This window comes from Neolewinella lacunae, from assembly GCF_014349155.1.
GTDB classification, from domain to species: Bacteria; Bacteroidota; Bacteroidia; order Chitinophagales; family Saprospiraceae; genus Neolewinella; species Neolewinella lacunae.
The window spans coordinates 113,334-127,027 of record NZ_JACSIT010000153.1; the positions used below are offsets into that span (position 1 = coordinate 113,334).

The 13,694-nt window shown below is 58.5% G+C and carries 12 protein-coding genes; 6 read left to right on the forward strand and 6 right to left on the reverse strand.

What is annotated here, in order from left to right:
- From H9S92_RS20510 to H9S92_RS20520, 3 genes are all read right to left on the reverse strand, one after another.
- Positions 1-372 carry a hypothetical protein gene (locus tag H9S92_RS20510; protein WP_187468575.1) on the reverse strand — a complete coding sequence of 124 codons (372 nt, stop codon included), beginning with the start codon at positions 370-372 and terminating at the stop codon, positions 1-3.
- Positions 373-427: 55 nt separating this feature from the next.
- A complete protein-coding gene (locus H9S92_RS20515) occupies positions 428-1,051 on the reverse strand; it encodes an RloB family protein (protein ID WP_187468576.1) in 624 nt (207 codons plus the stop codon).
- 64 nt (positions 1,052-1,115) lie between these two features.
- Positions 1,116-2,378, reverse strand: coding sequence for an AAA family ATPase (locus H9S92_RS20520; RefSeq protein WP_187468577.1), 1,263 nt, complete (start codon positions 2,376-2,378; stop codon positions 1,116-1,118).
- 225 nt (positions 2,379-2,603) lie between these two features.
- On the opposite strand from H9S92_RS20520, the gene H9S92_RS20525 reads away from it, so the two are divergent.
- Positions 2,604-4,154: a cryptochrome/photolyase family protein gene (locus tag H9S92_RS20525; protein ID WP_187468578.1), complete on the forward strand. Its 1,551-nt coding sequence runs from the start codon at positions 2,604-2,606 to the stop codon at positions 4,152-4,154.
- Positions 4,155-4,625: 471 nt separating this feature from the next.
- On the opposite strand, the gene H9S92_RS20530 is transcribed toward H9S92_RS20525, so the two are convergent.
- The gene (locus H9S92_RS20530) at positions 4,626-6,215 is read right to left on the reverse strand and encodes a sulfatase family protein (RefSeq protein WP_187468579.1); all 1,590 of its coding nucleotides are present in this window, start codon (positions 6,213-6,215) and stop codon (positions 4,626-4,628) included.
- Positions 6,216-6,533: 318 nt separating this feature from the next.
- On the opposite strand from H9S92_RS20530, the gene asnB reads away from it, so the two are divergent.
- From asnB to H9S92_RS20550, 4 genes are all read left to right on the forward strand, one after another.
- On the forward strand, positions 6,534-8,330 hold the full coding sequence (gene asnB, locus H9S92_RS20535) for an asparagine synthase (glutamine-hydrolyzing) (RefSeq protein WP_187468580.1): 1,797 nt from the start codon (positions 6,534-6,536) through the stop codon (positions 8,328-8,330).
- A gap of 156 nt (positions 8,331-8,486) precedes the next feature.
- A complete protein-coding gene (gene pxpB / locus H9S92_RS20540) occupies positions 8,487-9,182 on the forward strand; it encodes a 5-oxoprolinase subunit PxpB (protein WP_187468581.1) in 696 nt (231 codons plus the stop codon).
- The gene (locus H9S92_RS20545; protein WP_187468582.1) at positions 9,167-10,045 is read left to right on the forward strand and encodes a 5-oxoprolinase subunit C family protein; all 879 of its coding nucleotides are present in this window, start codon (positions 9,167-9,169) and stop codon (positions 10,043-10,045) included. Before pxpB ends, H9S92_RS20545 begins: the two co-directional genes overlap by 16 nt.
- A gap of 56 nt (positions 10,046-10,101) precedes the next feature.
- On the forward strand, positions 10,102-11,289 hold the full coding sequence (locus H9S92_RS20550; RefSeq protein WP_187468583.1) for a serine hydrolase domain-containing protein: 1,188 nt from the start codon (positions 10,102-10,104) through the stop codon (positions 11,287-11,289).
- 295 nt (positions 11,290-11,584) lie between these two features.
- Here the strand turns inward: H9S92_RS20550 and H9S92_RS20555 are convergent, their stop codons facing one another.
- A complete protein-coding gene (locus H9S92_RS20555; RefSeq protein ID WP_187468584.1) occupies positions 11,585-12,127 on the reverse strand; it encodes a 3'-5' exonuclease in 543 nt (180 codons plus the stop codon).
- Between the two features lie 133 nt (positions 12,128-12,260).
- Positions 12,261-12,599, reverse strand: coding sequence for a LytR/AlgR family response regulator transcription factor (locus H9S92_RS20560; protein ID WP_187468585.1), 339 nt, complete (start codon positions 12,597-12,599; stop codon positions 12,261-12,263).
- Positions 12,600-12,797: 198 nt separating this feature from the next.
- On the opposite strand from H9S92_RS20560, the gene H9S92_RS20565 reads away from it, so the two are divergent.
- A complete protein-coding gene (locus tag H9S92_RS20565) occupies positions 12,798-13,607 on the forward strand; it encodes a PhzF family phenazine biosynthesis protein (protein ID WP_187468586.1) in 810 nt (269 codons plus the stop codon).
- Positions 13,608-13,694: the final 87 nt, after the last annotated feature.

The window sequence follows — 13,694 nt, forward strand, 5'->3', positions numbered from 1 at the left end:
TCACTCCCCCCGGAACAAACCCAAAACCACCTTCCCCACGTACGCCCCCCAGCCACTTTCCGCCACCCCCAGCGCCAGCGTCAGCGCCACCATGGAAGGGATGGTTCCGATGGCCCGCAGGTGAAGCAGCACGCAAAAAATAATGGGATAAACACCAACCACCAGGTATGCCTTGAGCGCAAAATCGCTCGTCACCCGAACGTCTTTCGGCTGCAAAATCCGGCGGTTCTTCGTATCGTCCTGCAAAATGATGGCCAGGTAAGCCCCGAACAGCGGAATGAGCAAACCCACCACCGTTAAAAAATCAGATTCCCCCAGACCACCCGTATCGACCTGAAAATAGGCGAAAAAAAGTACGATTAGCTTCCCCAACAGTAGGGCCCAAAACAGCCGATTGTTAAAAAATCGCCTAAAAGCGTGGCAAAACTTACCCTTCCCACCCTCCCAAAAGCCGTTCCACCAGCAAATAAACCGTCGTCACCGGGTTCCTTTCCCGCAAGGGTAAATCTTTGCGCGCTTCGTACAGCCTTCGCGCCCGCTCAATGGCAAGTGCTACATCTGCGGCAGGGTCATCGTCCAGTCGGGCTTTCACTAGCCGGGTGAACGAGCGGTGCTTACCTTCGGTCACGTAGTTCATATTCCAGCGCTGCCCCAGATCTGCGTAGAGCTGCGCGCGGTGGAGGGCGCCGGTAACCGCTTCGTAGTGCAAACGAAACCACAACTCAAAAGCATCCATTGAGTAAGCAACGAAAATACCGTGGGCGGCGGCGTGATCCAGCGACTCTTGGAAACGTTGAAATTGATCCCCGCCTTCACTGGCGTTGTAATCTAAATCGTAGACGCACCACACTTCGTCAAAACTGCCACTCTCGCGGTAGTGGAGCGCGCAATCAACCAGGCTTTTTCCCGCGCAGCCCAAATCATGTGCCGTTACTGCCACCCGGTCATTGCTGAAAGCCAGAAAGTAATCCGCTTCCGTCTGGCCTTCACACAAAATCAGAAAAGTCCGCTTGCTCCTCACCACCACGGCTACCCGCGAACGCGCTTTCAACCTCGCCCAGGGCTTGTTTGCCCGCCGGTCCGTCTCCTTGATTCTGTTCTTTTTCCCCGGCATCCTACAGTTCATTGACGGTGGGAATCCCGCCGTATTTACCACTCAAATATTCTTTCTCGTAGGCCGTACCGTCGCGCACGCCCCTGACGTCCGATAAGGCGTACACCGACGACGCCCCGTCTTTTCCCTTATCCACGAAGGTGATCTGGTCGCGCCGCATGAGTAAAGGAGACAGTAAATTGGTGTCGTGGGTGGCAACAATCAGTTGGGCATTATTGGGGTTGCTCTCCGCACTGTTGAACATCCGTACGATGGCCTGCGACAACTTCGTATGCATCTGCGCCTCGAATTCATCAATGATCAGGCAATCTCCCCCCTCCAGCGTCTTGATGATGCTTCCCGCCAGTAAGATCAGCTTAATGGTTCCTTTAGAAAGATGAGCCTCGATGGGGAACCCCAAGCGGTTATCTGCAGGAAGCAGTTTAGGGAGGACGTAGAGGTTGAGTTGGCGGTCCTTAATCACGTCGCCGAGGAGGGTAACCCGGTCATTAGAGGGCAAACCTGGGCTATACTCTCCCGCTACGGCTCTCAGGGCTCCAAGTTCAATGTCCGCCCGCGCTAATAGCTCCCTGATTTTGGGCCCTTGTTCTTCATCCAGCAACTGCCGGACCGTCTTATCATCCAGCTCCGTGGCCAATGCACCGTTGATGATGCGCATCCGGGCTACGGGTTCGTATACCGGTTTTATTTCGTCGTTCTTAAAGTGCCCGAGTACGGAGAGCAGTAAAGACTTCCGGGATACGAACTTACTTTCATCGTCAAAGGCAGCTAATAGTTTCCGGACCGACTTCAGGTGCGTCCCACTCACTTCAATGCCGTTCTCATCCCGCAGGAAATAAGGCACTTCTTTTTTTCCCGGCGTTCCGAATAACCACTCACTTACAATTTCGCCTTCGGGGGAAACCGTGAAGCCATAACGGTAAGGGGTAGCCGCAGAGAGCAAGCACAGTTCGAAAAGGCTGGGGGCTTTATTCGTCTCGGGGTCCCAGGCAAAGGGCTCCACCAGTGGCAGGACGATGCTCTCTGGATTCCAAGACAAGGTGACCGCAAAATTGAAAAAAGATAGGGCCATCAGGAGGTTGCTCTTTCCCGAAGCATTCGCCCCGTAAATCACCTTCGCTTTGAGCACCTCGTACCGCTCCCCCACCCTAGCGACGTTTTGGGCCAGGCCGGGATAGGCCGCCTGTAACGGCTTAGCCTCTAAGTCTAAGACCTGCAGGTCGCGTATAGAACGGAAGTTTTCAACGCTGAAAGATGTGATCATAAGTCGAAATTTGCTAATTATTCTACAAATATAAGATTTTAAAACCAAATAACATCTCTCAATAGTCAAAAGGCTTCTTGGAGCTAGTCTGCCCCCCCTCCCGCTCCTCCCCCTTTGGGGGTCGGGGGGCCATCCTCCCCCCGCACCTGCGGCCGCGCCCCCAGCACGAAATAAGGCGCAGCAAAAAACCATCCCCCCTCCCCACCGTTACCCTTCCAAAAGGCCGTGCCCCACCCCACCCTCCGCCTCATCCTCGGCGACCAACTCAACACCCAACATTCCTGGTTCCAACGGGTCGATGCTGAAGTCACCTACGCGCTCTACGAAACCTGGTCGGAGGCGACCTACACGCGCCACCACGTCCAGAAAGTCTGCGCCTTTTTTCTGGCCATGCGCGCCTTCGCTGAGCAGCTCCGCGCGGCTGGCCACCAAGTCATTTACCGCACCCTCGACGAAAGCCGCGAACTTCAACTCGAATCCATCACCGCCAACCTGCTGCACGACGCCGAGGCCAGCAAGGCCAAAACCATCGGCTACCAACTGCCCGACGAATACCGCCTCGATCAGGAACTGAAAAGATTATCAGAAAACTTTGGCGGAGTAATCGAAACGGCGGATACCGAACACTTCTTCACCGCCCGGGAAGACGTCGCCAAGCTATTCAAAGGCAAGAAGACCTACCTGATGGAAACCTTCTACCGCGAAATGCGCCGCCGCCACAACATCATGATGGAGGCCGACGGAAAGACGCCCCAGACCGGGCAGTGGAACTACGACCAGGAAAACCGCGGCAGCCTGCCCAAAGACCTGGAGTTTCCGCAGGCGGCTACCTTCCCGCACGACGCCCAGGATATCGTCGAAATGCTGGACCGCAACGGCGTCGAAACCATCGGCCGCATCGCCGACAATACCCTGAATTATCCCCTCACGCGGGACGAAGCCCAGGCCGCCCTGGCCGATTTTGTTGCCCATCGCCTGCCCCACTTCGGCACCTACCAGGACGCGATGACCACGCGCCTCCCCCTGCTCTTCCACGCCAACCTGAGCTTTGCGATGAACGTGAAGCTCATCCGCCCGCAGGAAGTCATCGCCGCCGCCGTCCAAGCCTGGGAGAAGCGCCCGCAGGAAATCACCGTCAACCAGGTCGAAGGTTTTGTCCGCCAAATCCTCGGCTGGCGGGAGTACATGCGCGGCGTATACTGGGCCAAGATGCCCGGCTTCGCCGCCACCAACGACCTGAACCACCAAGCCAAACTCCCCACCTGGTTCTGGACGGGCGAGACCAAAATGAATTGCCTCAGCCACGCCATCGGGCAGAGCCTCGACCTGGCCTACGCCCACCACATCCAACGCCTGATGATCACCGGGAATTTTGCCCTCCTGCTGGGCGTCCACCCCGACGAGGTAGACGCCTGGTACCTGGGCATTTACATCGACGCCATCGAATGGGTGGAAATCACCAACACCCGCGGCATGAGCCAACGGGCTGACGGCGGATTAGTCGCCACCAAACCCTACTGCTCCTCGGCCAACTACGTCAATAAGATGAGCGACTACTGCCAGGGCTGCCACTATAAACACCAGGAAAAAACGGGCGAAAAAGCCTGCCCCTTTAATAGCCTCTACTGGGATTTTCTCGATCGCCACCGCGCCAAGTTTGGCGATAATTTCCGCATGGCCTTCATGTACAAAACCTGGGACCGCTACGACGGCGAAACGAAAGCTGCCATCCTGGAACGGGCGGCGTGGGTGAAGGAAAATGCAAATTCGCTTTAGTGGGTTAGGGATTTTTTATTAATATTTATCCACTACTTTTTATTCACCATTAAAGGTATTTATCTTGAATTTAGCGTTTTGAAAAATTGGATGATTTGAATTTTAACATCCGCTCTAAAAGTAGTGGTTATTATATGATTTACAGTGTTTGTAGTGCAACCCTGGGCATCCCTCTCCCTCGGTCCCTCTCCACAGGAGAGGGATGCCCAGAAGGAGTGATTTTTATTATTCAAAGTGTTGATTTTTAGTTAATTACACTCCAATTTCCATTCGCAGAAATAGCGTCCCCCTTTCCCACTTTGGGTAATGAAAAAAAATTTCTCAAACAAGAAAAAAGACTGGAGAAGGTCACCCCTCGCCTATGGAGACGCGTTTTCTGGGGTAGGGGCCCCAGAAATAAGCTGGGAAGAGGGATTAAAAGCCAAATTAAAAAAACGTAAAAACACAATTCCCCTGCCCCATTGGCATGAATCAATCCACCACTTTCAACGCTACCCGCTGCTCCTTGATCCGCTCGATCAGTCGGGCTTGGACCGCTTCCAGCGCTGGATCGTCAATGCGGTTGACCATCTCGTGGGGGTCTTCCTGTAGGTCGTACAGCTCGTAGCCTTCAAAGCCCGGTTCGGTAAACTGGATGAGTTTGTAGCGTTCATCGCGCACCCCCTCGTGGCGTGCCACCCGGTGGAAGCTGTTCATACTTTCGTAGTAGCGGTAGTAAATATCCTGGCGCCAGTCCTCCGGCACCTTGCCTTCCAGCAAGGGGCGAAGGCTACGGCCCTGTACCTCCGCCGGGGGCGTAACGCCGGCGTAATCCAGTAAGGTCGAGCCCAGGTCGATGTTTAACACCAGTTGTTCGGTTGTAGATCCGGCCGCCACCCGGGCGGGGTAACGGATCAACAGGGGCGTCCGGTGGCTTTCTTCGTACATGAAGCGCTTATCGTACCAGCCGTGCTCGCCCAGGTAAAAGCCTTGATCGGAGGTATAAATGACGATGGTATTTTCGGCCAGGCCGCTTTCGTCCAAAAAGTCCAGTACCCGCCCCACGTTATCGTCCACGCTTTTTACGCTGGCCAGGTAATCCTGCATGTAGCGCTGGTAGCGCCAGGCGAGTTCGCGGTCGGTGCCCTTCACTTCTTGCCATTCCTTACCGACCCTGGCCAGGAAGGGTTCCCAGGCAGCGCGCTGGGCAGGGGTGAGGCGTTCGATTTCAGCGTAGAAATACCGGGCCATCCGCTCCGGGCCACCGGGCCAGAACGTTGCTCCGCCGGTGCCTGGGTCCTTGGGTTCATAGGTCTCCAGCACCTTCAGGTCTTGGCTGACAAACATATCGGCAATGCGCATATCGGCGTGGGCGGCAGCGGGGCGACCTTGGTATTCGTCGCGCAAGGTGGCGGGTTCCGGGTAGCGCTTGTCCAGTAGTCCGGCCAGGTCAGCGGTATCCGGCATCCAGTTGCGGTGGGGGGCTTTGTGCCAGTAGAGCATGCAAAAAGGTTGCCCGCTGGTATCGGTCGCGTGGCGCCTTAGTTCGGCTAGAGCGTAGTCGGTAATGAGCGTAGTGGTGTAGCCTTCTTCGGGAGCCAGCGTGTCGCCATTATGCACAAAAACGGGGTTATAGTAATCGCCTTGCCCCACCAGGCCACGAAATTCATCAAAGCCCCGGGGGATGTTCATCAGGTGGTGTTTGCCGATCAGGGAGGTGCGGTAGCCCGCGCGGTGAAGTTCTTCCGTGAAGGTCCATTGGTCTTTGTTAAACGGCGTCAGGTTGTCGATTTTCCCGTTCAGGTGGCTGTATTTGCCCGTCAGGATGGCCGCGCGGCTGGGCGCGCAGATGGAGTTGGTCACGAAGCTGTTGCGGAACAACATTCCTTCGTTGGCGATGCGGTCGAGGTGCGGCGTCTCGATCAGTTCGTCGGTATAGGCAGAAATGGCGCGCTGCGCGTGGTCGTCCGACATGATGAAGAGGATGTTCGGCCGGGGTGGCGGCGCGTCCGCTGTTGGTTCCGGGGCGCGGCCGCAGGTGCAAAAGAAAAGGACGAGGAGCAAGGGAAGTAACGAGCGCATGGGCAGTTCTCTTTCGAAGTTTTGATCCCAGTAAAGGTAGGGGTTGGTGGTGTTTCTCTGCGGTTCGCTGGGCAGAGACCTTTTTTGAACCTCACTCCCGGCTGAAGGTGTCCCCATCCGAACTGCGGATATTCGGGTGGGGACACCCTCAGCCGGGTTTTCTTATTCGAGGGGGACTCCCTCAGCCAGGTTTCCAGCCCTACCTTAGCCCCTCTTCGTGTTCTTAGTGGTTCAAAAAAAAGAGCGAAGCTCTTATAGTGGTTCAAAAAAAGAGCGAAGCGACCCAAAAAAAGCGAAGCGCCCAAAAACGAACTCAAAATGTGCGGGATATACGGCACCCTCCAACCAAGCGCTCCGGCGGCAGCACTGGCCGCAGCGGGCTCCCGCGCCCAGGCCCTCCAGGCCCACCGGGGCCCCGATCAATCCGGGCAGCTGCAAGGCCCGGGCTGGCTGCTGGCCCACCGCCGGCTCTCCATCTTCGACCCCAGCGAGGGTGGCCGGCAACCCCTCCAACGGGATGACCTGGTCCTGGTCTTCAACGGGGCCATTTACAACTACCTTGAGCTGCGAACCGAACTCGAAAAGGCCGGCCATACTTTCCAGACCAACACCGATTCGGAAGTCATCCTGGCCGCCTTCCAGGCCTGGGGCAGCGCCTGCTTCGCCCGTTTCAACGGCATGTGGGCCCTGGCCATCCTCGATACCCGCTCGCGGCGCATCACCCTCTCCCGCGACCGTTTCGGCATCAAACCCCTCTACCTCCGCCGCGGCCCCGGCCAACTCACTTTCGCCTCCGAACCCCGCGCCATTCGGGAAAGCGACGGTCTGGGCTCGGCCACCGACCCCACCCTGGCCACTGAGTTTCTCCTCCACGGCTGGCAAGACCACCGCCCCCAGACCCTCTGGCAAGGCATCGAACAGTTCCCCGCCGCCACCTACCGCACCTACGGGCTCGACCACCTGACCACGCTTGAGGAAGACGTTTACTACCAACTCCCCACCCCGGGCAGCCTTGGCCTTTCCCTGGCAGATTTTACTGCCACCCTCCGCCATCACCTGGTGGAAAGCGTGCGCCTGCGGACGCGGTCGGACGTAGGCTACTGCCTCACCCTCTCCGGGGGCATCGACAGCAGCGGGCTGGCCGGCATCATCCATCGCGAAACCAGCGACGCTCCCAAAACTTTCTCCGCCCTCTTCCCCGGTACGCCCTACGACGAGACGCCCTACGTCAAGGCCGTGCTGCGCCACACGGGACTGGAAAACGTCGGCTACCAACCCACCTGGGAGCAGTTTAAGGCCGACCTCGCCGCCTGCCAGTACCACCAAGACCAGCCCCTGGCCTCCGCCGGGGTCGTAGGACACTACGGCCTCATCCGTTCCATTCAGGGCAGCGGACAAAAAGTCTTGCTCAACGGCCAGGGCGCGGACGAAATCGCGGGGGGCTACGATAAGTTCTACCTTCCCCTGCTGCGCCAGCAATTCCACTCCGCCCCGCTCCAGGCCCTGCAAAATGTCTCGGGCTACCTCCGGCACCACCGCTGGGCCGGAGCCAAAATCCGGCAGCGACTGGGCCCAGCTGCGTCCCTCCCGACCCTGCACCGGCCAGGAGAAGCAGCGGGCGCTCCCCCTTTTCAGCGTTCCCCCGACGCAACGGTCTACGCCACCAGCGTCAACCTGCTCCGGGAAGTTGGCCTGCCCAGCCTACTCCGCCACGAAGACCGCAATACCATGGCCTTCGGGGTAGAAAGCCGGGTCCCCTACCTCGATTATCGCGTAGTTGATCTCCTCCTGGCCGCGCCACCGGCCTACAAAATCCGGGCGGGCGTCCGCAAGTTCGGCTTACGTCAGGCCCTGCACCTCTACCTGCCTCCGGAGGTGCTCAACCGCCACGATAAACTAGGCTTCGCCACGCCCCAAACGGAATGGATGGAAAGCCATCCAGACTTCTTCCTAGGCCCCATTCAAACCTACTGCCAGTTGCCCGGTGCCCTGCTCAATACTGGTGCGTATAACTGGTGCCGGGGGGTGCTGGCACGGCGGCAGCGGAGTCATTATGGGCAGGTTTGGCGCTGCTGGGCTTGGGCAGTGTTTTTGAACCACCTTCCTAATTTTTGAAAAAGCTTCGCTTTTTCTTTTTGAACCACTAAGAACACGAAGAAGAACTAAGAATTTTGAACCTGTTTAATACTATGCATCTTAGCACCTCTTCGTGCTCTTAGTGGTTCAAAACACCTGCGAAGCAGGAAAAAAACCTTACAATTTCAAAAAATCTTGCGACGTCCCCGCAGCATCCTCCCCTACCCGCCCGACGGCCTTCTCCTCAACTGGGAGCAGCGCATTGACCCGGCCATCAGCCAAAGCATCCACGCCTACGCGCGGGCCATTGCGCTGCACCCGGCGGTGGTGGAATGCATTCCCGCCTATGCCTCTTTGCTGGTGCGCTATGCCTTGGCCAAAACGACGGCTTATGCCCTTCGCGAATACCTCTACGATCTGCAACCTGCGCCCTGGACGCCCCAAGCGTCAGTCCGCCACGAACTGCCCGTAGTCTACGGAGGCGAATTCGGACCCGATTTACCTTCCGTAGCGGAAACACTTTCCCTGACGACCGCTGCCGTGATCGGGCTTCACACCTCGCAGGACTACCTGGTTTACCAGTTGGGTTTTCGGCCAGGATTTGCATTTCTGGGGATGACGGACCCTGCACTGGAGATTGGCCGCCGGGAAAGTCCCCGCCTGCGCATCCCCGTCGGCTCAGTGGGGTTGGCGGGGCGGCAGACGGGGGTTTACCCCTCGGAAAGTCCGGGCGGCTGGCAAATCATCGGCCGCTGTCCCTGGCCCCTGCTGGGGCAATACCCCGGGCAAACGGTGCTGCTGCGGGCGGGCGACTGGGTGCGCTTCCGTTCTGTGCCTCCCGCTGAATTTCTTTCTTTATCCCAAAACCCTCCCCCGTGGCCGGAACGCTAAGCCTTCACTGTATCCACCCCGGCGGCGGTGCCTTTGTCGTCGACGCTGGCAGACCCAACCTGCGCGCCTTGGGCATCGCCAGGGGAGGAGCGGCTGACCCCCTGGCGCGGGCGGATGCCAACCGCCTGCTGGGCCGGGCCACCACCGCAACCTGCCTGGAGCTCACCCTGACTGGCGGGCGGTGGCTCTTCAGCGGGCAGGGGCAAATCGTTTTGACGGGAGCAGACTTCGGCTGGCGGCTCAACGGGCAGCCCGCCGATACCTATTCGGTGGTCTTTTTGGATGGCGACTACCTTCTGAGCGGCAGCCAGGCCAGGCACGGACTGCGGGGCTACCTGGCCATCAACGGCAATTGGGACCTTCCCTCCGCCCAGGGCAGTGTCGAAGAGGGGCTGCCCGGCATTCCCCCGATCCAGAAAGGCTGGAACGTGCGCATTCCCTGGGAACGGGAAGCTGCCTACCGCCTCGACCTTCCCGTTCCCGCCCCAACGACATCGTCGCCCCTCCGGGTTTTTCCCGGTCCAGAATGGGATACCCTGCCGGCCGACTGGCAAAGGCACCTTCTCCAGACCAGCTTTCGGGTGGCCCGCGACAGCAATCGCCAGGGCATTCGCCTGGAGTCGACGTCTGGCCATTTGCCCGCCCCCCTTCCGGCCGCCCAACGCTCCTTACTCAGTAGCCCCGTGTTGCCGGGGACGGTCCAGCTCACGCCCAGTGGCCCCATCCTCCTGGGCCCCACGGCCCAAACCGTGGGCGGCTACCCCCGGGTACTGGTGCTGGCAACGGTGGAAGACCACAGCCAGGCTTTTCAGACGGGTCTTAGCGCCAGCCTGGCCTTTCAGCTGGTTACCACCACCCCCTGAATTCATGAGCGGAACAAAGTCTCCATTAGTACTTAACTTTCCCCAAAATAAAGTCGATGAAATCCTCCCTTCTTCTGTTCTTCTTCCTCGTCTTCACCAGCTTCTCCGTTGCCCAGACAGCGTCCGCCTACGCCGATTACGAGGCCTACCTGAAGGAAGGGATTGCCACCGGGCAATTTGCCGGGGCCGTCACGCTGCTGGAGCAAAAAGGCAAAACCCTCTACCGCGCCGCCCACGGCTTCGCCGATCAGGAAGCCGGAAAACCTATGCAGCAAGACCAGGTATTCCACCTCATGTCCATGACCAAGCCCATCGTAGCGGTGGCCTTCATGATGCTCTACGAGGAGGGTCATTTTCAGCTGGACGACAAAGTCAGCGATTACCTTCCGGCCTTCAAGGAACTCCGGGTGGCCAAAGACCCCAACGTGGGAAAAGACGGAGAGACGGTTCCCGCCACCGCACCGGTTACGATCCGCCAGGTCCTTAGCCACACGGCGGGATTTTCCCACGGCCTGAGCGGAACGAACCTGGACAACGACGTTGCCCGCGCCCTCTACTACGCTCCGCACGAGAACATCGCCAGCCGCGTCCAGGCCCTCGCCGAACTCCCGCTCACCTACCAGCCCGGTGAACGCTGGTTCTACAGCGCCTCCCCCGATATCGAAGCCCTGCTGATCGAAAAGTTCTCCGGCCAAACGGTGGCGGAATTTCTTCAACAACGCATCTTCGATCCGCTGGGGATGAAGGACACGGGCTACAACCTCACGGCCGAACAAGCCGCCCGCCTGGCCAAACTCTACAAAATTGTGGACGGAAAGCTCGTCAATGACCCCATGCAAATGGGCGCAATGGGCAACAAGGTCTTCGGTGGCACCCACGGCCTGCTGTCTACTGCAGACGACTACGCAAAGTTCTGCCGGATGCTCCTCGGCAACGGCCGCTACGCCGGGAAACGCCTGCTGAAAAAGAAAACCCTGGAACTGATGACCCAAAACCACCTCGGAGACATCCCCTACTCTCCCGGGCAGGGCTTTGGGCTGGGCTTTGGCCTCGATACCGCCGTGCCGGAAGATGGCCTGGGAGCCGCCGGTCGCTACTACTGGAGCGGTGCCTACAGCACTTTCTTTTTCGTGGATCCCGCGAACCAGCTCTTCGCCATCCTGATGACCCAACGCTCGCCTTACACCGGGCAGATCGGCGACGCGCTGCGGAAGCACGTTTACCAGGCGATCAGTAAGAAGTAAGGCTGGTTCTTTACCATGGGAGTATCCCCGGATTACGGATGCGTTTATTCTGGTGGGAGTATCCCCGGATTGCGGATGCGTTTGTTCTGTTGGAGTATCCCCGGATTACGGATGCGGGGCATCCTTCATCCGGGGTTATTGAGGTTCGACCCCTACCGGGGTCACGGAGCGTCGGTCACAGAGCGGTGCTGGGGATAACGCCTTTCTCCCTTTATCCTCTTCTTCCACCTTGCTCGTTCACTTTTCCCTGCACCTGCGGCCGCGCCCAAAACAGGGAAAGCCCCTTGGAAAAGCCTCAGTAGTTCCAGAGATCGATCAGGCCGCAGAAGATTTTGGTGGTATTGATGGCGTCGGTGAGGGCACGGTGGGCCTGGCCTTCCCAGAGGTAACCTTCGTGGCGGACGGCGGATTGGAGGCCGCGTTTTTTGGGCAGCTTGCGGATGTCCTGGTACTGCTCCTTGAGGTCAATGTGGTAATCGAGCCAGTAATCGTCCAGGCGGTGCAGGCGGCAATCGGCAGCCAACTGCCGGCGATCAAAACGACCCCAACTGGCGAGCGTGTACTCCTCCTCGTCTACCCCTACCCAGTCCTGAAACTCGCGGATGACGCGGGAAAAGTCCTGGGCCCGGTTGATTTCGGGCTGCTCGATTTTGGTCAGTTGCCGGCAAAAAAGGCTAAGCTGCGGGTGGAGGACAGGCTTGATCAGGCGGTTGAAACGGCCGCCAACGCGACCGTACTGGTCGACGGCGCAGGCCCCGATTTCAATGGTTTCCTGTACCATGCCAGGCGGCTTTCCCTCCCAGCACGTGGCCTCAATGTCAAGTATAATGAATTTCACCCTTGGGAAATGCCCCGGGCAGGGCAAAAGGTTCAGGCGCGGTAGAATTAAACCTATCCGGCCGTGCTTCTCCCGGGGGCTGGACCGCTAAACCGGGCAATTACCCAACCCCGGGAGCGCAACGCACCCGGTCCTAGAGGCGAGGCATACGGCTTTTGATGTCGTTGTGGTAGGCCTTGCCCATTTTTATCTGGTGCTTGCCGATCTGGATGTTTCCGGTGGCAAAGCTGACCTTGGATACCTGATCAAAATTGATGAGTACCCCGCGGCTGGCGCGCACGAAGCAGGGGGCTGAGAGCTCCTCGGCAATCGCGGCGAGGGAACGTTTTACGGCAAAGCGCTTATCGCTGGTCTGGAGGTAGGCGTAGTTTCCATCGGCCTCGATGAATTCGATTTCGGAGAGGGGAATCTTAATGTAGGTCGTCCCTTCGCGGAGAAACAAATGGTCGGCAGTATCGTTAAGGTAGTTCATTATCAATAAGTTAGTGTAAAGTTAGATAGCCACGTCAAAGTGTCTGGGTGGTGCACCATGCATCCGCAATTGAAGGGTTGGACGGGAGGCCGGGATTTTGGTCACCGATAATAACCCCGTCCGATTTCCAGAAACTACATTTGAGGCCATTTTCTGCCTGTTTACGGACCAATACACCCCATATCAATAAAAATATTCATGCACAATCTTCCCCTGTACCAAGTAGATGCCTTTACCAGTAAACTCTTTGGGGGCAACCCCGCTGCCGTGGTTCCGGTGCCTGCTTTCCCTTCGGAGGCGCTGATGCAGTCCATTGCCAGTGAGAACAACCTATCGGAGACGGCCTTCGTCGTGGTAAAGGGGCCCGGCCGCTTCGACATCCGCTGGTTTACCCCCGTCATGGAGGTCCGCTTGTGTGGCCACGCTACCCTGGCGGCGGCCCACGTGATGCACCAGGCCAGCGGTGGGGGCACGGAAAAAATGCGCTTCCGTACGCGCAAAGCGGGCACCATTGTCGTCACCCCCCAGGGCCCCGGCAGTTTCACCATGGAATTTGCGGCCGACCAGCCCGAGAAAGCCCGCCACCCCAAAGGCCTCAAGGACATCCTGCGCGGCCAAAAAGCGGAGGAAGTGTGGCGGGGTACCGACGACCTCATCGTAGTACTCAAAAACCAGAAAGCGGTCGAGCGCTGCCGCCCCGACTTCGCCCGCCTGGCCGCCCTGAAAAAGTACCGGGGCTTGCTGCTGACGGCACCGGGCAAAGAGCACGATTTTGTTTCCCGCGGCTTTTTCCCCGCCTACGGCATCAATGAAGACCCGGTAACCGGCTCGGCCCACACCCTGCTTACGCCCTTCTGGGCAGCGCGACTCGGCAAGAACACCCTCACGGCCCGGCAGGTATCCCAGCGGGGCGGCGAACTGACTTGCTCCCTGCACGGCAAAAAAGTCAGGCTCACCGGCCAGGCCGTCACGTACCTCAGCGGGCAGCTACACCTGGAGGGCGAGTAGGGTGGCAGACAATCTCCTTGGTTGACCCCGCGTTCCGCCCCAAGGGCACTATCTTTGTAGGGTGGCCCCTTGGTTCCACTACCCGCC